The organism is Acidovorax sp. GW823-FHT01C06, from assembly GCF_058798375.1.
The window spans coordinates 24,196-46,809 of the sequence record NZ_JBXAKN010000002.1; the positions used below are offsets into that span (position 1 = coordinate 24,196).

A 22,614-nucleotide genomic window follows, 5' to 3' on the forward strand; every position below is an offset into this window, starting at 1 on the left:
TGTCCGCACATGGCCGACCGACCACCTTCCGAAATCGCGCGCGAGACGCTCAAGCAGCTGGCCACCCGGCGCCTTCCCCCGACGCCCGACAACTATCTGGCGCTGTATGACGAGATCGCAGGAGTCCGCAGCCCGCAGCCATTTCCCGAAGGCCCCCTGCAGCACATCCTGAGGGTGCTGCCGGGGCAGACGCCCGCACAGAAGCGCCTGCTGGGCCAATTCGAACGCGCCGTCAACAACAAAGACTGGACTTCGCTACAAAGTGTGCTGGTGGGCTACGCCAACCTGGGCCTGAACCCCGCCACGGCGGCATCGGCGCCGGTGGAGCCGGCCCCCGGGGCCGCGGCCACTGCCTCGCCAGGCATCCTGCCGGACGAGTTTGCGCAGATGCTGGCGCGCCTCATCGACAACACGCTGCCCGCGCTTGGTGAAGACGATGCCCGCGTGATCGACATGGCGCAGCAGCTCATCACCTTCCTGAAGGAGCCCGCGCCCCCCATCTCCACGGTGCAGCTCATGCTGGGCAACTTCACCTACAGGCTGTCGTTCGCCACCGAGGAGCAGGCCTCCATCCGCGCCAGCCTGCTGGAGCTGCTGCACATGGTGTTCGAGAACATCGCCGTGCTCAGCCTGGAAGACCGCTGGCTGCACGGCCAGGCCGAGGCGCTCATGGCCGCGTCCACGCCGCCGCTCACGCTGCGCCGGCTGGACGACGTGCAGCGCCGGCTCAAGGACGTGATCTTCAAGCAGGCCGAGGCCAAGGCCCGCACGGTCGAGGCCCAGGAGCAGATGAAGGACATGCTGGCCACGTTCATCGAACGGCTGGCCCGGATCACGGCGTCCAGCACCACCTACCAGGGCACGATGGCACGGTGCGCCGACCTGATCGGCAAGGCCAACACGCTGGAGGAGATCGCCCCCGTGCTGCACGAGGTGATGACCGCCACCCGCGCGATGGCGCTGGACAGCCGCGTCACGCACGACGAGCTCCATGAGCTGCGCGAGCGCACCGAAGCCAAGCGCGCCGAAGTGGCCAAGCTGCAGGAAGAGCTCGACCGCGCCAGCCAGCAGGCCCGGCACGACCCGCTCACCGGCTCGCTCAACCGCAAGGGCCTGGACGAGGCCATCGAGCGCGAAATCGCGCGTGCGCGCCGCCTGGGGTCTCCGCTGTGCCTCTCGCTGCTCGACGTGGACAACTTCAAGACCATCAACGACCGACTGGGGCATTCCGGCGGCGATGCGGCGCTGGTGCACCTGGCGCAGGTCACCCGCGAGGTCATGCGCCCCCAGGATCTGCTGGCACGCTACGGCGGCGAGGAATTCGTGCTGGTGCTGCCGGACACCCCCGTGGAAAGCGGCGTGGCCGCCATGACGCGGCTGCAGCGGGAGCTCACGACACGCTTCTTCCTGCAAGGCTCCGAGAAGGTGCTCATCACCTTCAGCGCCGGGGTCGCCCAGCTGCACGACAGCGAAGACAGCGCGGACACCATCCGCCGCGCCGACCAGGCCATGTACCTGGCCAAGCGCTCGGGCAAGAACCGCGTGATGGCGGCATGAAAGGAAGCCCCTCTGTGTCGCCTTCGGCGCCTTCCCCCAGGGGGGACGCCGCCAGCGCACGCAAGCGAAGCGCCGCATCCGCAGCTTGGCGGCCCTTGCGCGGCGGCCGCTGGCCTGGGCTGCGCCAGTTTTGAGCGCAGCGCACTAAGGCGCACCCTGCAGTGCCCCCAGAGCAAAGACGGTCCTTTCTGCGGCGCGCAGCCATGGCTGCCGCTGCCACCAGCCTGCCCCATTGGGCTTGGAGCAACCCGCTGTCGCTGCACGCCAATCCGTTCGCGCTGGGCGTGGCCAGTGGAGACCCGGCGCCCGACGGCGTGGTGCTGTGGACGCGGCTGGTGCTGGCCGATGCGGCGCAGGTGCAGGCCGCCCACACCGTGCGGTGGGAGGTGGCGCACGATGCGCGCTTCGCGAAGATCGTGCAAAAGGGCGAGGCGCCTGCCCTGCCGCAGCTCGGCCACAGCGTGCATGTGGAGCTGCGCGGCCTGGCCCCGGACCGCTGGTACCACTACCGCTTCCTGCTGGGCGATGCGGTGAGCACGGTGGGCCGCACGCGCACGGCCCCCGCACCGGGCGACCTGCCTGGCGCGTTGCGCGTGGGATTTGCCTCCTGCCAGCGCTGGGAGCACGGCCACTACGCCGCATGGCGCCACCTGGCGGCCGACCAGCCCGACCTGGTGCTGTTCCTGGGCGACTACATCTACGAATACGCCACGCCCAGGAACACGGCCGACCTAGCGCGCACCCACAGCCTCCAGCTGGCCAGCACGCTGGCCGACTACCGAGACCGGTACGCGCTGTACAAGAGCGACCCGGCCCTGCAGGCCGCCCACGCCGCCTGCCCCTGGGCCGTGACCTGGGACGACCACGAGGTGCAGAACGACTACGCCGCCGGAGCGGGCCGGGGCGACGCCACCGGCTTTGCGGCGATGCGTGGCGCCGCATGGCAGGCCTTCTACGAGAACATGCCGCTGCGCGCGGCCAGCCTGAACCGGCCCTTCCCCGACACCCGGTGGGACGCGCTGCAGGTCTACCGCCGCCTGCGCTGGGGCCGGCTGGCCCACATCCACCTGCTGGACGGCCGCCAGTACCGCACCTGGCAGGCCTGCCGCACACCGGAATCCGCCAGCGCAGGCGCAGTGCGCGGCGGCCAGTGCGCCGACCTGGGCGACCCCGCCCGCAGCTTTCTGGGCGCGGCGCAGGAGCAGTGGCTCGACGCCGGCCTGGCCAGCGACGCGGCCACCCGCGACACCACACACTGGAGCGTGGTCGCGCAGCAGACGCTGTTCTCGCCGCGCCACTACCCCTCGGGCATGGTGTCCACCGACAGCTGGGACGGCTACCCCGCAGGCCGCGCACGCCTGCTGCAATCGGTGGCCCGCCACGCGCCCCGCAACACCGTGCTGCTGGGCGGCGACATCCACCAGAACTACGTGTGCCGCGTGCACGCCGACGCGGACCGCCCCGGCTCGCCCGTCATCGCCAGCGAGTTCTGCGGCACCTCCATCAGCTCGCGCTCGGGCACCACGCAGGACAAGGTGGACGCCGTGGCGCGGCACAACCCCCACGTGCTGCTGGCCCGCTGCGACCTGCGCGGCTACGGCCTGGCGGACATCACGCCCGAGCGCTGGACCACCACCCTGCGCGCGGTGGACGACCCGATGCGCGCGGACAGCGGCGCCAGCACCCTGGCCCGGTTCGTGGTTCAGGACGGCCGCGCGGGGCCCGTGCCGGCGTGAACGCTCATTTTTTGATAGCTGTCAGCGCTTATCCAGAAAGCGACAGGGCCGCAAAAGACCTCAAACCGTGCGCCTGTAGCGCAATGTAACGCCGAGCCCCCGCGCAGGCTGGGCACCGTACGATGGCCGCTTCTTGCTTGCCACGAAGGAGAAGCCCATGTCCCCCATCGTCTCGCCGGCCCCGGCATCCCCCCGCAGCTTGCGCCCTGGCCTGATCACCTGCGCCGCGCTCGCCGCACTGCTGGCCGGCTGCGCCAGCGCCCCCTCGCAGTTCGCCTACACCGTGCCGGCCCAGCCCGAAGGCTCCTCGGGCTACACCGAAAAACCCGGCTGGGCCACCGAGAAATTCGCCGTAGCCGCCGCCAACCCGCTGGCCACCGACGCGGGCTACCAGATCCTCAAGGCCGGGGGCTCGGCCGTGGACGCGGCCATTGCCGTGCAGATGGTGCTGACCCTGGTCGAGCCGCAGTCCAGCGGCATCGGCGGCGGCGCCTTCCTGCTGCACAGCAGCGGCAAGGTGGTGGAGGCCTATGACGGGCGCGAGACCGCGCCCGCCGCCGCCGACGAAAAACTCTTCCTCGGCGCCGACGACAAACCCGTGCCGTTTTACGACGGCGTGGTGGGCGGCCGCTCGGTCGGCGTGCCCGGCACCGTGCGCATGCTGGAGCTGGCACACAAGCAGCACGGCAAACTGCCCTGGGCCACACTGTTCCAGCCCGCCATCACCCTGGCCGAGGGCGGCTTCAAAATCAGCGCACGGCTTAACACCCTGGTGGCGGCGGACCCGCACCTCAAAAAGGACCCGGTGGCCGCCGCCTACTTCTACAAAGCCGATGGCGATGCCCGCGATGTGGGCGTGAACCTGCGCAACCCCGAACTGGCCGCGGTGCTGCGCCGCATCGCCGCCGAAGGCAGCAAGGCCCTGCACGAGGGCGAGATCGCACAGGCCATCGTCGACAAGGTGCAAAAGCACCCCACCAACCCCGGCAAGCTCAGCCTGGCCGACCTGGCCGGCTACCAGCCCAAAAAGCGCGAGGCGCTGTGCCACGACTACCAGGTCGCCAGCAAGGACTTCCGCGTCTGCGGCTTTCCGCCGCCCAGCTCAGGCGCCATCGCCATCGGGCAGATCCTGGGCATCCTCAAGAACACCGACGCGGCCGCCAAGCCGCTGCAGGACGGTATCCCCTCGGCCGACTGGCTGCACCTGTACACCGAGGCCGCGCGCCTGGCCTTTGCCGACCGCGCGCAGTACGTGGCCGACCCGGACTTCGTGCAGCCTCCCGCCGGCAGCTGGAGCAGCCTGCTCGCCCCCGCCTACCTGGCCGAACGCGCCAAGCTCATCGGCGCACAGAGCATGAAGGTCGCGCAGCCCGGCAACCCCGGCGCGGTGAAGGCCAGCTACGCGCCCATGCCCGACCAGCCCGAGTACGGCACCAGCCACATCAGCATCGTCGACGCGTTCGGCAACGCGGTGGCCATGACCACCACCATCGAAGACCAGTTCGGCGCGCGGCAAATGGTCAAGGGCTTTTTGCTCAACAACGAGCTCACCGACTTCAGCTTCGCGCCCGCCGATGCCCAGGGCCAGCCCATCGCCAACCGCGTGCAGCCCGGCAAGCGCCCGCGCTCGTCCATGGCGCCCACGCTGGTGTTCGACAAGGCCACCGGCGAGTTGCTGATGAGCGGCGGCAGCCCCGGCGGCGCGGCCATCATCCACTACACGGCCAAGACGCTGTACGGCGTCTTCCACTGGGGCCTGATGCCCCAGCAGGCCATCAACCTGCCCAACTTCGGCTCCATGAACGGGCCCACGCTGCTGGAGGAAAAGCGCTTCCCGCCCGCCACGGTGGAGGCCCTGCGCGCACGCGGCGCCGAGGTGCGCGAGATGAACATGACCAGCGGCCTGCAGGCCATCACCCTGGGCAACGCCCACGGCAAGAAGCTCTGGATGGGCGGCGCCGACCCGCGGCGCGAGGGCGTGGTGATGGGGGACTGAGCCCCGCGCTCACCGTGCCGCGCGCCGCCGGCCGGCCCCCGCCAGGGCCGCCACACCGGCCGCCAGCAGCAGCAGGGCCCAGGGCGACAGCGTGGGCACGGCCGTCGCGCCGGACACCATGGGCACGCCGGGGCCTCCCGCATCCTGCACCGCACCGTTGGGCCCCAGGGCAAAGTCATCGTCGCCCAGGCCCCCATCGGTGATGCTGAACCGCACCGTGTTTCCGCTGATGGTGGCGGGCAGCTCGTACCAGTGCGCAGCCGCGTTGCCGGGCGTGGGGCCCCACTTCCAATAGCGCGTGCCGGGCGGCAGCGGCGCGGGATAGGTGATGGTGAAGTGCAGCGTGGCCCCTGCCGCGCACCCGGCGGTGGCGAAATCGAACAGCCCGTGCGGAAAGGCCACGCCCGTGGGCGCCGCCGGCGCCACGCTGGCGGCGGGAACGAACCTGCTGGCGGCAAAGCCGCAGCCGGCCCCGCCGCCCGAAAAACCCGCCGTGACGGCGCCGCCCGGCCCCTCGCCCGTGAACTGGGTGGCGGCGGCCGGACGCACCACGCGCACCACGTACGACAGCGTGGCACCGCTCTGCGCCGTGACCAGCACCGTGACCGGGTTGTCGCCCACGGCCAGCGCGATGGGCGCCGACGCGCTGCCGCGCGCCACCAGCGCGCCGTTGACCCGCACGCTGGCCGTGGCCTCGGCCGCCAGGGGCGTCAGCGTGATGGACGCCACCGCGTGGTCCACGCTCGCCGTGTACTGCAGGGTGCCGGCATCGAACGCCGGGCCCAGGCTGCCCGCGGACAGCGTGAGCGCGCCCAGCAGGGCATTCGCGCTGGGCACGGGGCGCGTGGCGGAGAAGGTGTAGGTGGCCGTGCCGCCATCGCGCGCCAGCACGCTCACCGTGACGACCGCGCTGCCGCCGGCGGGCACCGCGACGGGCGCCGATGCGCTGCCGCTGGCCACCGGCACGCCGTTGACGCGCACCTCGGCGGTGCCGAAGGCCAGCCAGGGCGTGAGCGTGAAGTCCGGGCCGCCCACGGGCAACTGCACGGCATAGGCGGTGACGGCGCCCGAGAACGCCGGGCTCAGCGTGCCGCTGGACGGCACCAGCTGGGCCAGGTCGGGCGCGGTGTTGCGCAGCACCCTCAGCCCCTCCCCCCGGTTCGACAGCGCGTTCATCACCAGGTCGGGCTTGCCGTCGCCGTCGAGGTCGGCCATCGCCATGCGCGAGGGCAGCCACGGAACGTAATGCAGCTGCGGCGCCGCCAGGCTGCCATCGCCCTGCCCCGCCAGGATGGCGACATTGAAGGCGCCGCCGTTGCCGTTGAGCACGGCGACGTCGGGATGGCCGTCGCCGTTGAAATCGCCCACCACCACGTCCTGCGGCACCTCCTGGCCGATCATGGGCCCCAGGCCGCTGGCGAAGCGCACGGGGTTCTCGAAGCTGCCGTCCGGGCGGCCCCGCAGCACGAACACCGTGCTCACGCCGTTCACCGACACGGCGACGACGAGGTCATCGCGCCCGTCGCCGTCGAGGTCGCCCACGCGCGGAACCGCCCCGCCCATGGGCACGCCCAGCGTCCCGTCGAAAGGCGCGCCGAAACCACCCAGGGGCAGGCCCGGCAGCAGTTGCAGCGCACCGTCACCGCTGGCCAGCACCAGGTCGATCCGCCCATCGCCATTGAAGTCCCCGCCGACGACGTACCGCACCCAGCCCAGGCTCCCCACCGGCTGCGCGTCCGCGAAGCGGCCGCCGCCCAGGCCGCGCTGCACGGTAGCGCCGTTCGCGCCGGGCGACACGAGATCGGGGCGGCCATCGCCGTCCACGTCCAGCGCCGCGACGCCCGCGGCCGCCGCGGGCGGCCAGGCCAGCGGGGGCGACAGCGCACTGAAGCGCCCATCGCCCAGGCCCGAGGCCAGCTGGGCGTGGCTGCCATCCACCGCCATCGCGTCCAGCCAGCCGTCGCCCTGGAAGTCGCCCAGTGCCAGCAGGAAACCGTCGCCCAACCCCACCGGCGACCACTGCGCGGCGGCGAAGGTGCCATCGCCCCGGCCCGCGAGAAGCGCGATGTCCCGCCGGACCAGGCTCACCGCGGCGATGTCCACATGCCCATCGCCATCCACGTCGCCCACCGCGAGCGTCACGGCCTGCGTGCCCTCCAGCGGCAACGACAGCGGCGCGGCGAAGGCCGTCGGGTTGTGCGCGAGCGGCACCGCCTGCGGCGCCTGGCGCGTGATGGAAACCAGGTAGGTGCGCTGCACCATGCCGTCGCTGGACATGACCTGCACCGGCACGGTGTTGGGCCCCGGCGCCAGCGCCACGGTGGCGGCATGGCCGCTGCGCAGCATCTGCCCGCCGACGCGGGCCGTGGCCTCGGCATCGGGCAGCGCCAGCCCCACCCGCACGGAGGCCATCACGAAAGGCACGCTGGCGCTGTAGGCCAGCACGTCCGGGTCGAACGCGGGGCTGAGGCTGCCGCCCGACAGCGTCAGCCCGACCAGCGCCGCGTCGGTGCGTCCGCGCAGCACGTCCAGCGTGTAGCTGCCGGTCTGCAGGCCGTCGGTGCTGGTGACCTGGATGGTGATGGCGTTGTGGCCGGGCTGCAGGGGAATCGGCGCCGAGGCCTCTCCCGGCACCACCGGACCACCATGGACGAGGATGGTGGCCGTCGCATCCTCCGCCGTGGGCGTGACCGTGAGCGTGGAGGCATCGCTGGCGGCCCGCACGGTGTAGGCGGCGATTGCGGGATGGAACGACGGCCAGGGCGTGCCGCTGGACAGCGCCAGCCCCAGCAGCCTGGCGCTGTTCACGAGGCTGGCACGCACCACGCGCAGCGTGTACGTGCGCTGCGTGGCGCCGTCCTGCGCCGTGGCCCGAACGGCGATGGTGTTGGTGCCGGGCGCGAGCGGCACGCTCACGCCGCCCCCGGCCGCCACGGGCGCGCCGTTGACCGTGACCGACGCCCCGGCGAAGGCGGGGGTGGGCGTGACGGTCACCGCGCTGACGGTGCCGGCCACCGATGCGGTGTAGAGCATTACGTCCGGATCGAACGCCGGGCTCGGTGTGCCCGCCGACAGGGCCAGCGCCGCCAGCCGGGCGTTGGTGTCGGGCGCGGCGCGGGCCACGGTCACGGTGTAGGTCCTGGTGGCCAAGCCGTCCTCCGACTGCACGCCGACGGCGATCGCCGTGGCGGCCCCCGCCTGCAGCGCCACGGAATGCGGCACGCCCGCCGCCAAGGACGCCCCGTTGACGGTGAGGGTGGCGGTGGATGCGGCTGGCGACGCCGTGAGCGACACCGCCGTGGTGGCATAGGGCACCGTGGCGCTGTAGCCCGTCACAGCGCTGTCGAAGGCCGGACTGAGCGCGGCGCCGGACAGGGCGAGGCTGTCCAGGTCGGCGCTGGCGCTGGCCAGCCGCGTGATGGCCAGATCGAAGGTGCGGGTGGTGCCGTCCTGAGCCACGGACTGCACCGTCACCGTGTTCGCGCCCAGGGCCAGCGGGATGGCCGGCGATGCGCTGCCGCTGGCCACCGGCTGGCCGTTGACCGTGAGGCCGGGGCAGTCCGCCGCCGTGGCGACCACCGCCACGGACCGGTCGCGCACGGTGGCGCTGTAACTGTGCGTGGCCGGATCGAACGGCGGGGACAGCATGCCCGCCGACAGCGCCAGGGCGGCCAGCTCGGCGTTGGCGCCCGGCCCCTCGCGCTCGATCTGCAGCGTGTAGAAGGCCCTGGCGGTGTAGTCGAACGACAGGGGCCGCTCCACCGCCAGCTCCACCGTGTTGGCGCCAAACGCCAGGGGGACGGACAGCGCGCCCTCCGTCTCGCCGCCGAACAGGTGGAGCGTCTGCCCCAGGGCCCGCACGGTATAGGGCTGGTAGTTGGGCTGCCAGGCCCGCACCGCGATGCTCTGCGGCGCGCAATGGCCGATGCGGATGCCCGGCACCGCCACCCGCAGCGGGTCGTCGGTAAGATCTCCCAGCGGGTAAACCGCGGCGACACCGCCCACCGCGATGGAGGCCAGCTGCGCGTAATTGGTGAAGCCGGGTTCCGGGTCATCGGCCACCGCCCCTCCGCAGGCACACGCCAGCAGACAACCCAGCACCCACCGGCGCATCCGCAACCCCGCCTTCCAACCGCCCATATCCCCTCCCCCTTCAGCCGCTGCACGGCACCGTGTTGGGCCGCGATTGTTCGCAGGCAGCGTTGACGCAGCGTTGAACGCCCGCCGCCCTGGCGGGTGCACGCGGGAGCGCAGGCACCGGTCCGTGCATGTTTTGCTATATTTTTAATAGCTTCCAGCGCTTTGCGGTAAAGCGCTGCAGCCCAAAATGGTATCAATCCTTGCGCTGACGGCGGCGTGCGGTGGCCGCGCCCCCGGCCATCAGCAGCGCCAGCAACGTGCCCGCCCACGGGCCGCCCAGCGGTACGGCGACCGGGGTCGCGGGCCCGCCTGGACCGGGCGCGGCGGCCACCGAGAACACATAGGTCACCGTGGCCGTCTGCGCCGCGGCGTCCGTGACCTGCACCGAAAAGCCGTAGTGGCCCGCTGCCGTGGGGGCGCCCGACAGCACGCCCCCCGCGGACAGGGACATGCCCGCCGGCAGGCCGCTTCCGGCCGCCAGGGCGTAGGTGTAGGGCGGCGTGCCCCCTGTGGCCGACAGGCTCTGGCTGTAGGCCACGCCCGCCATGCCCCCGGGCAGGCTGCCCCCCGTGAGCACCGGCGTGCTGGCCAGAGGAATGACGGCGCCGCTGTGCAGCACCACGCCGCCGCCCGACGACAGGCCCGCCACGGCCTGCCCCGCGATGGCGCCGGCCTGGGCCGCTGCGGGCGGCGCCCCCAGGGCGCCAGCCAGCAGGGCGAGCGCAGCAGCCGCGCGGCCCGAGGAGAGAAGAAAGGATGGCATGCCGCGCTCCCTGCCCGCTAGTTCCGCGTGGGGTACGTGCCCCCCACGCAGATGATGTAGTTCAGCGCCAGCGACGGCGGCAGCCTCTCGAACGGCTGGGTGGAGCCCGCGCTCCCCACCGACGTGGGCGCCAGCCGGGTGTCGGGCGCGACCGCCGCGAAGGCGCCCGCCTCCGGCACCGCGGCCAGCGCCATGCCGGCAGCGGGCGTGGCGCTGGTGGCCGCGCCGCCCGCCGCCGCCACCGCGTGGCTGTGGGGCGGCAGGTTCCAGTGCTGAAGCCACATCTGCTCGTCGCCCCGGTGTGTGCCTTCGACGACGTCGGTGGCCAGCCCCAGTCCCTGGCCCGTGCCCACCGGGATCCGGCTGCCCAGATGGGGCAGGTTGAAGTGGGTCATGCCGTCGCCGCCCCAGGTGGTGCCCAGCACCGAGAAAAGCGCGTTGTGGTCGGTGATGCTCAGGGCCTGGCCGTTGGCGAGCATCCAGCCCACCGGCGCGTAGTCGCCCGCGAACAGCCGCACATCGCCCAGCAGGCAGTTGCCGGCCACCTGCGCGCCGGTGCCGGCGCATGCCAGCAGGCCCGTGCCGGCCAGCAGGAGCTGGCCCAGCCGTGTTCGCCGTGTTTGCATGGCGGTGCTCACGGCCGGACGGGGAAGTCACCCGCGGTGCAGATGATGTAGTTCATGCCCAGGCTCGGCGGCAGGATCAGGAACGCCTGTCCGTTGCCGGCGGACGCCACGCTGGTGGCGGCCAGCTGCACCGACGGCGACGCGGCGGCATACAGCCCCGCGTTCTGCGCCACGGCCAACACCTTGTCGCTGCCGGGGGTGCCCGTGGTGGCCGGGGCATTGCTGGCCACGTTCAGGGCGTGGATGTGCAGGGGCATCTGGCCGGTGGTCAGCGTGTGCGTCTCAGCGCCCCACTGGTCCCCCAGCGCGCGGTAGGTCAGTCCGAACCCTTGCCCCTCGCCGACCGCCACGCGCCCGCGCAGGTCCGGCAGGGCGAAGGTGGAGGATCCGTTGCCGCCGTAGGTGGTGCCCAGGATGCTGAACAGCGCTGCCGTCTGGGCGTTGAGGGCCAGCATCTGCCCCTGCGCCAGGGCCCAGTTGCGGGGCGCGAAGTTGCCGGCGAACAGGCGCAGCTCACCCATCATGCATTCCTGCTGCGCCATCACGGGCGATACGCCGGCGGCCAGGGCGGCCGCCAGGGCCAGGGAAGCAAAAGCGTGGTTCTTCTTCATGGCATGTCGTTCTCTTGATGCATCACTGCGCGGCGATGAAGCACACCGGCTGCGCCGTCTCGGCGCTGTCGAGCCAGCCCAGCGCCAGCGTGACCGCGCCGGCCGCCTTGGCCACCGGGTGCACGGCGCGCGCGCGGCCCGTGGGCGCGGCCCGCGCGTCCAGCACCAGCGTGTAGCCGGCGCTGGCGAAGGCGGTGGTGAAGGTGATCTGGTGCTGGCCGGTGCCGCCGTCGTAGGCCACGGTGTAGCCCGTGCCGCTACCGGCCTGCCCCACGCTGAAGCAGCCGTGCACCAGGTTGCCGGCGCCGCCGCCGGCGGGGCCCTGCGGCCCGGCAGGCCCCTGCGGCCCCTGGGCGCCGTTGCAGACGTAGGCGGTGGCGGAGACCTCGCCCACGTCCAGCACGCCGTTGCTGTTCGCATCGCTGCCACCCTGCACCCGCGTGCCGCCGGTGGCGCAGTTGGCGCCAACAGCCTCGGTGGCGGTGGCGATGAGCGCCCGCACGCCCGCCGCGCCGCTGGGACCGGCCGGGCCGATGGGGCCGGCCGCTCCCACTGGACCCGCCGGCCCCTGCGGGCCGGTGGCCGCGCCGCAGGCCCAGCCGGTGGCCGCCTGCAGCAGCGTCTCGCCCACGGCGCACACCTGGCCGATCTTGGCAGCGGTGACCGCGCCGTCGGCGACGGTCTTCGCGCTCAGGGCATAGGGCGCGCTGGACAGGGGCATGCGCGGCGCCAGCTCGGCGGCGCCGTTCACGCTCACGCCCAGGTAATACGGCTGGTCGAACGGCAAGGCCAGCGGGGCGATGCTGCCCAGCTGCACGCTGAAGACGCCGGTCGCCAGTGCCACCGCCGGATGGGTCTCCTCCCACAGCGCCGCGCCGCCCGTGGCCGCATCGTAGAGCCGGAACTGCAATTGCACGGGCCCCGCCAGCGGCCCGCCACCAGGCTGGGTGAGCTGCCCCTGGTAGCTGACGGAGGCGGGCACCGCCGCATGGCTGCCTTGCGCCGCCAGCCCCCAGCCCAGCGCCAGGGCCATGGCAGCGGCACGCACGGTGCCACGCCATGGGTACGCCGCCTCGGCCTTCTTCGCTGCATTCACGACCATCCCGCCTCCTCCCTGTTACGCCGCGCCGCGGCACCTTGGACAAGGGGCGGATTGTGGAAAGCAGGGCGTTGACAGAGCGTTGAATGCCGCGATCGCGGCCCTGGACCAGGCCCGCGACAAAACGCCGGGGGGGCAGGCCGCCGCGATGCTTCCGTCAGGGGCGCATGGCCGCGGCCGCCGCGGTGCACTGCGCCAGGCATTCCCGTGCCTCGTGCAGATCCGGGTTGCCAGGCAGGTCCGACACGCGAGCCAACGCGGGTTCGAGCAGCGCCGCCGCTTCGCCGCAGGCCCCCTGCGCCGCCAGCAGGCGTGCGATGCGCGTGGCGCTGCGCAGCGCAAACAGGGCCGCGCCGCAGGCCTCGGACCGCGCCAGCGCGTCGCGGTACAGCCGCAGCGCCGGCGCGATGTCGGACGGCCGCAGCTGCAGCAGGGCATCGCCCCGCAGGCGCAGGAGTTCTGCAACGAAATGCGTGTCGTGGTGCGCGGCCGCCTTGTGCAGCGCCTCGTCGATGGCGGGCAGCGCCTCGGCGCCACGGCCCAGGTGCAGCAGCGCATCGATGAGGAACGCCATGAAGGTGATCTCGATCACGCGGAACACCTGCCGCGCGCCCTCCAGGCCCTCGCGGATGGGAGCCAGCGCGCGGGCATCGCCCTGCACCGCCTGCGCCCAGCCCAGCACCGCCGCGGCGGCGGCCTGCCACAGCAGCAGCCGGTGGTGCTGCGCGTAGGCCAGCAGTTCGGCGCTGAGGGCGGCGGCTTGCTCCGGATCGCGCAGGTGGCGGTAGAGCACGGCGGCGCAGCTGAACGCAAAGCCGAAGCTGTGCGCGTGGCCCAGCGTGCGTGCCAGGGCCACGTTGTCATCGGCCAGCGCCCGCGCGCGCGGCAGGTCGCCCTCGATCCAGTGCACCCAGGCCAGCAGGGCGCGCGCGGCGATGCCGATGTCCTCGCCGAACCGCGCGATCGATTCGGCACTGCCCACCCGCGTGCTCCAGCCGATGGCCGCCTCCAGGTGCCCCCGCGAGCGCGCGAACTCGCCCAGCCACAGGGTGTTGTTGCCGTAGGCGTACTCCACGGCCATGCGCCGCGCCGGGTCGGCGCTGCCCTCGGCCATGCGGGCCAGGCGGTCGGCGTATTCCAGCGGATGCTCGTCCTCGCTGTGGCGCCCCACCATCCACAGCCCCCACATGAGCGGGAACAGGTCCATGCCCGGCGGCGCGCTGGCGGCGAGCGCCCAGGCGCGGTGAAAGCAATCCCTGGCCGCGTCGGAGCCATAGCCCTGCGCGCCCACCAGGGCCGTGCCCAGGCCGACCTGCAGCAGCAGCTCGTCGCGCGCGCGGCCCGGGTCGTCCTCGGGCAGCGCCTGCACGGCGGCCAGGCCCGCATAGAAGTCGTGGATGGCCTCCCCCAGCACCGAGCGCGATGCGGCCTGGGTGCCGGCCACCCACCAGGCATGCGCAGCGGCGGGATGGATGGATTCGGACAGGTGGTGGGCAAGGATTGCGGGATAGGCCCGCACACGCTCGGAAAAATCGGTGCGCAGCGCCTCGGCCAGCCGGGCATGCAGCCGCCGCCGCTCGGCCTGGGCCAGCGATTCGTAGGCAGCCTGGCGGATGAGCGCATGGCGGAAGTACAGCGGCCCGCCGAGCCGCCGCCGCACCAACCCCGCGTGCTGCAGTACCTCCAGGCCGCCGCCCACATCGTCCTGCGGCCCGGCGATGGCGCGCAGCAGGTCCTCTCCGAAGTCGCGGCCGATGCAGGCCGCGTACTGTGCGATGCGCTTGGCCGGGCCCATTCCATCCAGGCGCGCGGCCAATGCGTCCCACAGCGTGGCCGGCACCTCGCTGTGGCCTGCACCCCCCGCCAGAGCGGCACGGGCCAGTTCCTCGGCGTACAGGGGCACCCCGTCGGCGCGGCCCACGATGGACGCCATCTGGGAATCCCCCAGCCGCGTGCCGCCCTCCAGCTGCGTCACCAGGGCGCGGATGGACTGGTACGACAGCGGCGCCAGTTCCAGTTGCACCGCCAGCCTGGCGGCCAGCGGCCCATGCGGTTGCGCCCGCGTGGTGCACAGCAGGAGCAAGGGGGCATCGCGGTCTGGCGCCAGCATGCGCTCGAGCAGCTCCGATGTGGCCTGGTCGGCCCAGTGCAGGTCCTCCACGACGAGAAGCAGCGGCCGGCCATCGCTGCCGGGGCCGAACAGCCGCGCCAGCAGGTGCTGCTCGCGTTCCTTGCGCTGGGCCGGGTACAGGGGCTGCGCAGCGGCGGCAATGCCGGGGTCCATGGGCAAGCCCAGCAGGTGCAGCAGCACGGGCAGCTCCGCCAGGGCGGCCTCTGTCCCCAGCTCTTGCAGGACCTGGACGGCGGCCTGGACGGCGCCCTGGTGCGCATCGGCGGGCGTGCCGTGGTCCAGCCCCATCTGGCGATGCAGCTGCTCGACAAAGGGAAAATAGGGGATGTGGGCCGACTCGGCCTGGCAGGCCACTTCGGCGACCCGGCCGCCACAGGCCCGGACCTGCTGGGCCAGGGCCGCCGCCAGGCGGGACTTGCCCTTGCCGGCATCGGCCCGCAGCAGCACGCCCACCTGCCGCCCCCGCTGCGCGTCGCCCCACGCGGCCAGCAGCCTGTCCAGCTCCTGGCGCCGCCCGACCAGGGGAGAGGGGGGGCGCTCCTCCGCATCCCCGCGGCGCATGTCCTGCCTTCGGGCCAGCAGCACCGCCGCGCCCTCCTGGGCAGAGCCCCATTGGAAATGCGTCTCCAGGATGCCGCGCAACGCGGCGCTGGCCAAGACGCCCCCCGCCGGCGCGGCCTGCGCCATGCGGCGCGCCGTCCTGGTGAGCGTGCCCGCCGCATCGGGCGGGCCTTGGGATTCGGCCACAAAGGCCCAGCCCGCGTGCAGGCCCACGCGCGGCACGAGGTCCGCCGCGCAGCCCGCGGCACGCCACGTCTGCACCAGGGCGAGAGCGGCCTGCGCGGCATCGCGCGGCGCATGCTCGCGCGCGCTGGGGTAGCCGAAGAAGGCGAGCAGCTCGCCCCCCTGCGCCGCGACCACATGGCCTGCGTACCCGCGAACAAGCCCGCTGCCCTGCTCCAGCAGCCCCGCCAGCGCGGCGGCGGCGTCCTCGGGGTCCATGCCGTCGCGCGGCTCGAAATCGCAGGCCAGCACGGCAAGGCGGCGGCGTTCCGGCAGCGCCAGGCCCTCGGGCCGCGGGGATTGCGGTGCTGCGGCGGCGCCGATGCGTTCGACCAGCGCCACGGTCTGTGGCTCGGGCTCGGCCCCCAGCTCCTGCGCGATGGCGCGGCGGTACGCGGCATAGTGCGTCAGCGCCGCGGACGGGCTGCGGCGCGCGAGCAGCCGCAGATAGCTGCGCTGCAAGGGCTCGCGCCACGGGTCCACCTCGATGGCGCGCTGCGCATACTGCAGCGCCTTCGCGCCGTGGCCCTGCAGCTCGTGGTGCGCCACCAGCCGCTCCAGCATGTCCAGCGCCTGGCGGTGCAGCCCTTCGCGCCGCGCGGCCAGCCATGCCTCGAACTCGGGCGCGTCGGGCAGGTACAGCCCCGCCAGCAGGGGCCCCCGGTAGTACGCCACGCGCTGCTCGAGCAAAGCCGGCGCATCCACGGGCACGCTGGCGCCCGCGAGGAAATCGGCCACGTCCAGACGGCAGCCGGCGCCGGCGCGCAGGCGCAGCGTTTTCTGGGACGCTTCGATCAGCGGCGGGGATCCCGTCGCCTGCGCCTCGCCCAGCGCACGGCGCAGGTCGAAGAGGCAGCCCCGCAGGTTGGCGCGGGCCCGCTCGGCATCCACCTGCGGCCACAACAGGTCGGCCAAGTGCTCGCGGCGGTGCTCGCCAAGCTCCAGGGCCAGGTAGGCCAGCAGTGCGCGGACCTTGTCATAGGGGAACGCGGTCACGGCCTCCTGTCCGCGCGAGATGTCGAATCCGCCCAGAAAGCGCATGGCCAGCTCGCGCGAAAGAGGCCCGTTCACGAAGGTAGTCAAGGTGCGAAGAGAGGAGCAGCGGGGGACGGGAAGGAATGGTGCGCTGGCGGGCACCGCGGCATTCTATGTGCCGCCCGCGCGCAGCCCGGCCGGCCCCCGCCGCCCAGCCCCTGTCACTGCGCGGGGCCGCGCCACGGCGCCCTCACTGCTCGGCGATCACATCCACGAACACCAGCGGCTCGGTGCCGGTGTTGACCAGACCATGGGATTCGCCCTTGCGCACGATGGTCACATCGCCCGGCTTCACGGGCACCTCGCGGCCGTCCTTGTCGCGGAAGGTGCCACGGCCCGAGACGATGATGTAGGTGTCTTCATTGGTCGTGTGCTTGTGGTAGCCGATGGAGTCGCCCGGCTGCAGCGTGAGCCAGCTGATCTCCTTGATGGCCTGGTCCCTGGACGCCTTGTCGCGCGTGAACGCGTACTCGCCGATCAGCGTGCCCTTGCCACCGCCGGCGGCCTCCTTGCTGGCCTTGATCAGTTCTTCCTTGGCGTACACCTCGGCCAGGGCCGGCGCGGCCAGCAGGGCCAGAGCCAGGGCGGCGCCCGCAGCCCGTGCAAGCGATTTGTTGTGTGTTGTCATAAGTCTCCTCGGTGGATGGATGCCGCAGCCGTGCCGGTCTGTCATCCCGGCACACGCCGCGGCGGCCGCGCCCGCATGGGCAAGGCGCGTGCCGAAGGGCATGTTAGAGCCTTGGGCACCTTTGCGCTGCCGGGCCGTCAGGGTTCTGAAGGCGTGCGCCCTCACCCCAGCCGCGTCAGCACCCTGGGCACACTCGCCACCAGCATGGCCACACCCGACAGCGTGAGCAGCCCGAGCACGATCTGGCGGAAACGCAGGTCGCTGATGCCGTGGTACAGCCGCGCGCCCAGCAGCGTGGGCACCAGCATCGCCGGCACCACGATGGCCAGCAGGGGCAGCGCCTCGCGGGTGACCAGGCCGGTGGCCAGGTAGGTGATGAAGGTCACCAGCAGCATGGCCAGGTTGAAGTTCTGGATGATGGCGCGCTGCACGTCCTTGTCCAGACCGCGCAGGGTGCACCACAGCGTGGGCAGCACGCCGGTGAAGCCGCCCAGCCCACCCATCACGCCGCCCGCCATGCCCACCAGCGCGTCGGCCACGCGCCCGCCGCGTGTGATGCGGGGCAACTGCTTCGCCATGAGCATCGCCGGGCACCACAGCACCAGCAGCGTGCCCAGGATGACCTTGAACGCGTCCATGTCCAGCCGGGGCAATACGGCCACCCCGATGGGGATGCCCACCAGGCCGCCCAGCACAAAGGGCAGCAGGCGCACCCGGTCAAAACCCCGGCGCACCGTGGCCGCCGCCACCAGCTGGCCCGTGAGCGCGCCGCACACGGTCAGCACGGCCGCCAGGCGCGGCTCCAGCGTCCAGGCCCAGAACGACATGGCCACCATGCCAAAGCCAAAGCCCGACAGGCCCTGCACGAAGCCCGCCGCCACGGCCCCCAGGGCCACCACCCACAGCACTGAATCCATTGCCTTGTCCCCCTTCTGGTTGTCCGCGTGCCCAAGGAGACTGGCGGTGCCTCTGCGCTCCCGCCAGCTCCACCCACCTGCCTGTTCGCTCCCTCGCTCGCTTCGCATTGTGGAGACTTCCCATAAGCAAAGCATCAGCAATTAATATCAAGCCATACAGTTTTCTGAATACCCCAAAAACCCGATGCCCACGCCCCCGCCCCTGGATCCGGAGGCCGTCCAGGCCCGCCTTGCCTCGCGCCTGAAGGTGCGGCATCTGGTGCTGCTGCAGCAGATCGAGGCGCATGGCACGCTCACCCGCGTGGCGCACCACATGGCCACGAGCCAGCCCGCCATCACGCACGCGCTGGCCGAACTGGAGGCGATCTTCGGCGCGCCGCTGTTCGAGCGCTCCCCGCGCGGCATGGTGCCCACCGCGCTCGGCGCCGTGGCGCTGGCCCGTGCGCGCACCCTGCTGCAGGACCTGGGCCACTGGGCCCGCGACATGGAAGCGGCCAGCGCGGGCCGCGCCGCGCACCTGCAGGTCGGCGTGATCCCTTTCGTGCCGGGCCGCCTGCTGGCCGCGGCCATCGGGCAGACCCGGCCGCGCGGGCTGCGCGCCACGGTGAGCATCCACGAAGGCACCAGCGACCACCTGCTGCAGCGCCTGCGCGGGCACGAACTCGACTGCGTGATCGGCCGCGCATCCGCCGTGCTCGACATGGACGGGCTGGTGCACGAGGTGCTGTACCACCAGGAGCCGCGCCTCATCGCCCACCGCCGCCTGTCGGCGCGCCTGGCCCGCAAGCCCCTGGCCTGGGCCGAGCTGGCGGACCTGGACTGGGTGCTGGGCGCGCGGCAGACGCCCATGCGCGAGCAGATCATCGACTTCTTCCTGCGCGCGGGCGTGGTGCCGCCGCAGCCTTATGTGGAAAGCCTCTCGTCCAAGGTCATCGGCGAGCTGGTGGCGGCCAGCGAGCGGGCTGTCTCCATCGTGCCGGCCGACATCGCGCAGGAGCTGGTGCGCATCGCCGGCGTGGCCATCGTGCCGCACCGCTTTGGCTGGACGCTGCCGCCCATCACGCTGTTCCAGCGCCTGCGGGACGCGCAGCATGCCGAGGTGGCACAGTTCGCGCAGGCGCTGCGGGGGGCGGCGGCGGCCTTCACGGCCGAGCAGGCCTGAGGGTTCGCGTCCGTCCGGCCGATCCTCTCAATACAGCGTCGCCTGCTGCCGCGCCGGTAGTTCCTGGTCGTACGCCGCGCCATCGAATGCGCCGTGCGTGAGGGACGCAAGGATGGCGCCGGGCGTGGGCACCGGTCGCGGGGTGCCGGGCGGCACGGCATCCCACAGGCGCGAGCGCTGGAGGGCACGCGCGCACTGGAAGAACACGGTCTCCACCTCGACCACGACCACGCACTTGGGCGGCTGGCCGTTGACCACGAAACGCGCGAGCAGGTCGGGCGCCACGCTGATGCGGGCACGGCCGTTCACGCGCAGGGTTTCGCCCACGCCGGGGATGAGGAACAGCAGCGCCACGCGCGGGTCGGCCAGGATGTTGCGCAGGCTGTCGGCGCGGTTGTTGCCCCGGCGCTCGGGCAGCAGCAGGGTGGTGTCGTCCTGCAGTTGCACGAAGCCTGGCGGATCGCCGCGCGGCGATGCATCGAGCCCCCCGGGGCCGGTGGTGGCCAGCACCGCGAAGGGCGAGGCCTCGATCATGGCGCGGTAGGCGGGGTGGACGCGGGGCACCTCCTTGTGCACGGAGGCATCGCTGAGCGGCCCGAGCAGCGCCTCCAGGCGCGCCAGGGTGTCGATGGCATGGGGGTCGGGCTGCGCCGGGGCGGTGGCTGTCATGGCGGGTGGTTCAAAAAAAGGTGGAGGGGATCAGGGCCAGAGGCGATGGTGCGCACGACGGCGGCCGCTGACAAACGACATCGCCGCCCGGCATGCGTGACAAAATCGCACACATGCCGCCCGCCACGCCACAGCGCCTGCCCCCGCTCCATGCGGTGCGCGCCTTCGCGGCGGCAGCGCGCCACCTGAGCTTCACGCGCGCGGCCATGGAACTGCATGTCACCCACAGCGCCATCAGCCGCCAGGTCCGCGCGCTGGAAGACCACCTGGGCGTGGCCCTGTTCGAGCGGCGCGTGCGGCAGGTGCTGCTCACGCCGCAGGGCCAGCAGTTCTTTGCGCAGGTGGAGCCCGCCCTGGCGCAGATCGGCGCCGCAGCCCAGGCCCTGGCGACACCCGGGGCCCCGCGCACCGTGACCATCAACGTGCGCCCCTCGTTCGCCGTGCGCTGGGTCATCCCGCGCCTGCCGGGCTTCGTCGCGCAGTGCCCGGACATCGAGCCCAACGTGGTGACCAGCACGGTCACGCCCGACCACGCCACCGCTCCGTTCGACGTGGCCATCCGCCGGGGACTGGCGGGCTGGCCGGCCGCGATCACGCCGCAGCCTTTTTTGCACGACCAGGCCCTGGTGGTGGGCACACCCGCGCTGTGGGCGGCCCAGCCGGTGCGCACGCCGCCCGACCTGGCGGCGCACGTGTTGCTGTGGTCGCGTTCGCGCCCCGGCGACTGGGACGACTGGAAGCGCCAGGTGGGCGCCCCGCGCCTGCAACCGGCGAGCCAGCTGCAGTTCGACCACCTGCACTTCGTGCTGCAGGCCGCGCTGGACGGGCTGGGCTTCGCGCTCGCGCCCGCCTCGCTGGTGGCGCAGGACCTGGCGGCGGGCCGCCTGGCCTGCCCGCTGCCGGGGCTGGCCCTGCCGCTCACGCGCCACTACTACGGCCTGGCGCCCCAGGCATCGCCGCAGGCCCAGCGCTTCGCGGCGTGGCTGGAGCAGGAACTGCAAGCGGCCCGCACAGTGGCGTGAGGGGCATGCAGCCCCCTCGGCTCAGCGCGCGGGGCGCAGCTTCACGCCGGGGAAGTCCACGGGCACCGCGAGCGCCACGTTCACGTAGTTGGTGAACAGGTTGAGCGCCACATGGGCCACGATCTCCACGATGTGCCCGTCGCTCCAGCCCTGCTCGCGCAGCGCCTGCACATCGGCGGCATCCACCTGGCCGCGCTCGTCGACCAGCTTGAGCGCGAAGCGCAGCACCGCGGCGGTGCGCGGGTCGGCGGATGCACCCGACTGCGCGGCGGCCAGATCGTCGCCGCTCACGCCCGCCTTGCGGCCCAGCGCCGTGTGGGCGGCCAGGCAGTAGTCGCAGGCATTGCGGTTGGCCACGGCCACGGCGATCTGCTCGCCCAGCGCGGCGCCGATCTGGCCGCCGCCCAGCGCACCGAAGGCGCCCCACATGCTTTGCAGCGCGGCCGGCGAGTTGGCCACCGCGCGGAACATGTTGGGTGTGGCGCCGAAAGCGCCGTGGATCTGGTCGAGCAGCGCGCGCGCCGGGCCGCTGGCCGTGGAGCGGTCGACAAGGGGAATGCGGGCGGCGGAGGAGGCAATGGTGGACATGGTGTCTTCCTTGGAAATGGCATGGAGGTTGAAAGCCGGTGCGTTGGCCGCATCGGGTGCATGAACACAGCACCCCTGCAGTGTCTGGCGACATCGAATACCATTGGGCATCAATAGTCCATCATTCATACCAATACATCCAAAACAACCATGAACCCCACGGAAAGCAGCCTCACGCCACCGTCCGTGCCGCTGGACCGCCTGTCCTCGCTGCTGGAACGGTTCAGGGTGCGGGCGCGCCTGTTCCACACCGGCCCGCTGTGCGGCGTCACCCATTTCGCGGCGGCGCCCGGGCGCGGGTTTCTGCATGTGCTGCGACGCGGCGAGATGGTGGTCGCCCACCAGCCCCTGGCGGGGCCACCGGAGCGCCTGGAGGTGCGCGAGCCCAGCCTGCTGTTCTACGCGCGGCCGCTGGAGCATTTCTTTCACAACGCGCCCATGGAGGGCTCGGACTTCACCTGCGCGGCACTGGACTTCGATGGCGGCGCCAGCCACCCGCTGGCGCGCACCCTGCCCCCGCTGGTGCTGCTGCCGCTGGCCCGCGTCGAGGGCCTGCAGCAGGCGCTGGATTTGCTGTTCGCCGAGACCGACCGCCTGCGCTGCGGCCACCGCGTGCTGGCCGACCGGCTCTTTGAAGTCGTGCTGCTGCAGTTGCTGCGCTGGCTGCTCGACCACCCCGAGGAGGCGCGGATGCCCCCGGGCCTGCTGACCGGCCTGGCCGACCCGCGCCTGGCGCGCACGCTCACGGCCCTGCACGATGCGCCCGGCGAGGCCTGGAGCCTGGAGCAGATGGCCGCGCAGGCCGGCATGTCGCGCAGCGCCTTCGCGGCACGCTTCAAGGCCGTGGTGGGGGAAACGCCCGCGGACTACCTGGCGCACTGGCGCCTCACCCTCGCGCAGGCCCACTTGCGCGGCGGGCGGTCCGTGAAATCGATCGCCCATGGGCTGGGGTATGCCAACCCGTCCGCGCTGTCGCGGGTGTTTGCGCAGAAGCTGGGCATGTCGCCACGCGCCTGGCTGGAAGGCCTCGCGGCATAGCCGTTCCTCCCCGTGGCCCACCTAGCCCGGCTCGACGCAGGGCCCGCGGGACGCCACAATGCCCTGCGCCCACAGCCATGCCCCAGCCGCGTTCCCGCAGGGCGGATTTTTGG

The 22,614-nt window shown here is 72.6% G+C and carries 16 protein-coding genes; 6 read left to right on the forward strand and 10 right to left on the reverse strand.

What is annotated here, in order from left to right; genetic code table 11:
- Nucleotides 1-9 precede the first annotated feature (9 nt).
- The 3 genes from AC1RCS_RS05750 (at nucleotide 10) to AC1RCS_RS05760 (ending at nucleotide 5,289) form a co-directional block, all read left to right on the forward strand.
- Complete coding sequence (locus AC1RCS_RS05750; protein ID WP_218295365.1) at nucleotides 10-1,557, forward strand: GGDEF domain-containing protein; 1,548 nt, start codon at nucleotides 10-12, stop codon at nucleotides 1,555-1,557.
- Nucleotides 1,558-1,760: 203 nt separating this feature from the next.
- Nucleotides 1,761-3,293, forward strand: coding sequence for an alkaline phosphatase D family protein (locus tag AC1RCS_RS05755; RefSeq protein WP_492244019.1), 1,533 nt, complete (start codon nucleotides 1,761-1,763; stop codon nucleotides 3,291-3,293).
- 157 nt (nucleotides 3,294-3,450) lie between these two features.
- On the forward strand, nucleotides 3,451-5,289 hold the full coding sequence (locus AC1RCS_RS05760) for a gamma-glutamyltransferase family protein (protein WP_492244020.1): 1,839 nt from the start codon (nucleotides 3,451-3,453) through the stop codon (nucleotides 5,287-5,289).
- Between the two features lie 9 nt (nucleotides 5,290-5,298).
- On the opposite strand, the gene AC1RCS_RS05765 is transcribed toward AC1RCS_RS05760, so the two are convergent.
- The 8 genes from AC1RCS_RS05765 to AC1RCS_RS05800 all read right to left on the reverse strand — a co-directional run bounded on the left by AC1RCS_RS05765 (nucleotide 5,299) and on the right by AC1RCS_RS05800 (nucleotide 18,022).
- A complete protein-coding gene (locus AC1RCS_RS05765; protein ID WP_492244021.1) occupies nucleotides 5,299-9,351 on the reverse strand; it encodes an IPTL-CTERM sorting domain-containing protein in 4,053 nt (1,350 codons plus the stop codon).
- Between the two features lie 271 nt (nucleotides 9,352-9,622).
- A complete protein-coding gene (locus tag AC1RCS_RS05770) occupies nucleotides 9,623-10,192 on the reverse strand; it encodes an Ig domain-containing protein (RefSeq protein WP_492244022.1) in 570 nt (189 codons plus the stop codon).
- 17 nt (nucleotides 10,193-10,209) lie between these two features.
- The gene (locus tag AC1RCS_RS05775; RefSeq protein WP_492244023.1) at nucleotides 10,210-10,818 is read right to left on the reverse strand and encodes a phage tail protein; all 609 of its coding nucleotides are present in this window, start codon (nucleotides 10,816-10,818) and stop codon (nucleotides 10,210-10,212) included.
- Between the two features lie 8 nt (nucleotides 10,819-10,826).
- Nucleotides 10,827-11,429 carry a phage tail protein gene (locus AC1RCS_RS05780; RefSeq protein WP_492244024.1) on the reverse strand — a complete coding sequence of 201 codons (603 nt, stop codon included), beginning with the start codon at nucleotides 11,427-11,429 and terminating at the stop codon, nucleotides 10,827-10,829.
- Nucleotides 11,430-11,451: 22 nt separating this feature from the next.
- Nucleotides 11,452-12,531, reverse strand: coding sequence for a DUF8740 domain-containing protein (locus AC1RCS_RS05785; RefSeq protein WP_492244025.1), 1,080 nt, complete (start codon nucleotides 12,529-12,531; stop codon nucleotides 11,452-11,454).
- Between the two features lie 154 nt (nucleotides 12,532-12,685).
- The gene (locus AC1RCS_RS05790) at nucleotides 12,686-16,513 is read right to left on the reverse strand and encodes an ATP-binding protein (protein ID WP_492260941.1); all 3,828 of its coding nucleotides are present in this window, start codon (nucleotides 16,511-16,513) and stop codon (nucleotides 12,686-12,688) included.
- A 154-nt stretch (nucleotides 16,514-16,667) separates the two neighbouring features.
- Complete coding sequence (locus AC1RCS_RS05795; RefSeq protein ID WP_255591121.1) at nucleotides 16,668-17,105, reverse strand: cupin domain-containing protein; 438 nt, start codon at nucleotides 17,103-17,105, stop codon at nucleotides 16,668-16,670.
- Nucleotides 17,106-17,266: 161 nt separating this feature from the next.
- A complete protein-coding gene (locus AC1RCS_RS05800; protein WP_492244027.1) occupies nucleotides 17,267-18,022 on the reverse strand; it encodes a sulfite exporter TauE/SafE family protein in 756 nt (251 codons plus the stop codon).
- A gap of 184 nt (nucleotides 18,023-18,206) precedes the next feature.
- Here AC1RCS_RS05800 and AC1RCS_RS05805 point away from each other — a divergent pair, with 184 nt between their 5' ends.
- The gene (locus AC1RCS_RS05805; protein WP_492244028.1) at nucleotides 18,207-19,184 is read left to right on the forward strand and encodes a LysR substrate-binding domain-containing protein; all 978 of its coding nucleotides are present in this window, start codon (nucleotides 18,207-18,209) and stop codon (nucleotides 19,182-19,184) included.
- A 27-nt stretch (nucleotides 19,185-19,211) separates the two neighbouring features.
- On the opposite strand, the gene AC1RCS_RS05810 is transcribed toward AC1RCS_RS05805, so the two are convergent.
- Nucleotides 19,212-19,853: a pyridoxamine 5'-phosphate oxidase family protein gene (locus AC1RCS_RS05810; protein ID WP_492244029.1), complete on the reverse strand. Its 642-nt coding sequence runs from the start codon at nucleotides 19,851-19,853 to the stop codon at nucleotides 19,212-19,214.
- 92 nt (nucleotides 19,854-19,945) lie between these two features.
- Here AC1RCS_RS05810 and AC1RCS_RS05815 point away from each other — a divergent pair, with 92 nt between their 5' ends.
- Nucleotides 19,946-20,875 carry a LysR substrate-binding domain-containing protein gene (locus AC1RCS_RS05815; protein ID WP_218295376.1) on the forward strand — a complete coding sequence of 310 codons (930 nt, stop codon included), beginning with the start codon at nucleotides 19,946-19,948 and terminating at the stop codon, nucleotides 20,873-20,875.
- Between the two features lie 21 nt (nucleotides 20,876-20,896).
- Here AC1RCS_RS05815 and AC1RCS_RS05820 read toward each other — a convergent pair whose 3' ends face one another.
- The gene (locus AC1RCS_RS05820) at nucleotides 20,897-21,463 is read right to left on the reverse strand and encodes a carboxymuconolactone decarboxylase family protein (RefSeq protein ID WP_218340249.1); all 567 of its coding nucleotides are present in this window, start codon (nucleotides 21,461-21,463) and stop codon (nucleotides 20,897-20,899) included.
- 150 nt (nucleotides 21,464-21,613) lie between these two features.
- Between AC1RCS_RS05820 and AC1RCS_RS05825 the strand changes: the two genes are divergently transcribed.
- A complete protein-coding gene (locus tag AC1RCS_RS05825; protein ID WP_492244030.1) occupies nucleotides 21,614-22,501 on the forward strand; it encodes a helix-turn-helix transcriptional regulator in 888 nt (295 codons plus the stop codon).
- The last annotated feature ends 113 nt before the right edge of the window (nucleotides 22,502-22,614 follow it).

What these genes read in the sequence shown, in the direction of transcription:
- AC1RCS_RS05785 (WP_492244025.1), bottom strand. Translation starts at nt 12,531, where the DNA reads ATGGTCGTGAATGCAGCGAAGAAGGCCGAGGCGGCGTACCCATGGCGT.
- AC1RCS_RS05780 (WP_492244024.1), bottom strand. Translation starts at nt 11,429, where the DNA reads ATGAAGAAGAACCACGCTTTTGCTTCCCTGGCCCTGGCGGCCGCCCTG.
- AC1RCS_RS05825 (WP_492244030.1), top strand. Translation starts at nt 21,614, where the DNA reads ATGAACCCCACGGAAAGCAGCCTCACGCCACCGTCCGTGCCGCTGGAC.
- AC1RCS_RS05820 (WP_218340249.1), bottom strand. Translation starts at nt 21,463, where the DNA reads ATGTCCACCATTGCCTCCTCCGCCGCCCGCATTCCCCTTGTCGACCGC.
- AC1RCS_RS05750 (WP_218295365.1), top strand. Translation starts at nt 10, where the DNA reads ATGGCCGACCGACCACCTTCCGAAATCGCGCGCGAGACGCTCAAGCAG.
- AC1RCS_RS05800 (WP_492244027.1), bottom strand. Translation starts at nt 18,022, where the DNA reads ATGGATTCAGTGCTGTGGGTGGTGGCCCTGGGGGCCGTGGCGGCGGGC.
- AC1RCS_RS05805 (WP_492244028.1), top strand. Translation starts at nt 18,207, where the DNA reads ATGCCCACGCCCCCGCCCCTGGATCCGGAGGCCGTCCAGGCCCGCCTT.
- AC1RCS_RS05760 (WP_492244020.1), top strand. Translation starts at nt 3,451, where the DNA reads ATGTCCCCCATCGTCTCGCCGGCCCCGGCATCCCCCCGCAGCTTGCGC.
- AC1RCS_RS05815 (WP_218295376.1), top strand. Translation starts at nt 19,946, where the DNA reads ATGCGTGACAAAATCGCACACATGCCGCCCGCCACGCCACAGCGCCTG.
- AC1RCS_RS05775 (WP_492244023.1), bottom strand. Translation starts at nt 10,818, where the DNA reads ATGCAAACACGGCGAACACGGCTGGGCCAGCTCCTGCTGGCCGGCACG.
- AC1RCS_RS05755 (WP_492244019.1), top strand. Translation starts at nt 1,761, where the DNA reads ATGGCTGCCGCTGCCACCAGCCTGCCCCATTGGGCTTGGAGCAACCCG.
- AC1RCS_RS05810 (WP_492244029.1), bottom strand. Translation starts at nt 19,853, where the DNA reads ATGACAGCCACCGCCCCGGCGCAGCCCGACCCCCATGCCATCGACACC.
- AC1RCS_RS05795 (WP_255591121.1), bottom strand. Translation starts at nt 17,105, where the DNA reads ATGACAACACACAACAAATCGCTTGCACGGGCTGCGGGCGCCGCCCTG.
- AC1RCS_RS05770 (WP_492244022.1), bottom strand. Translation starts at nt 10,192, where the DNA reads ATGCCATCCTTTCTTCTCTCCTCGGGCCGCGCGGCTGCTGCGCTCGCC.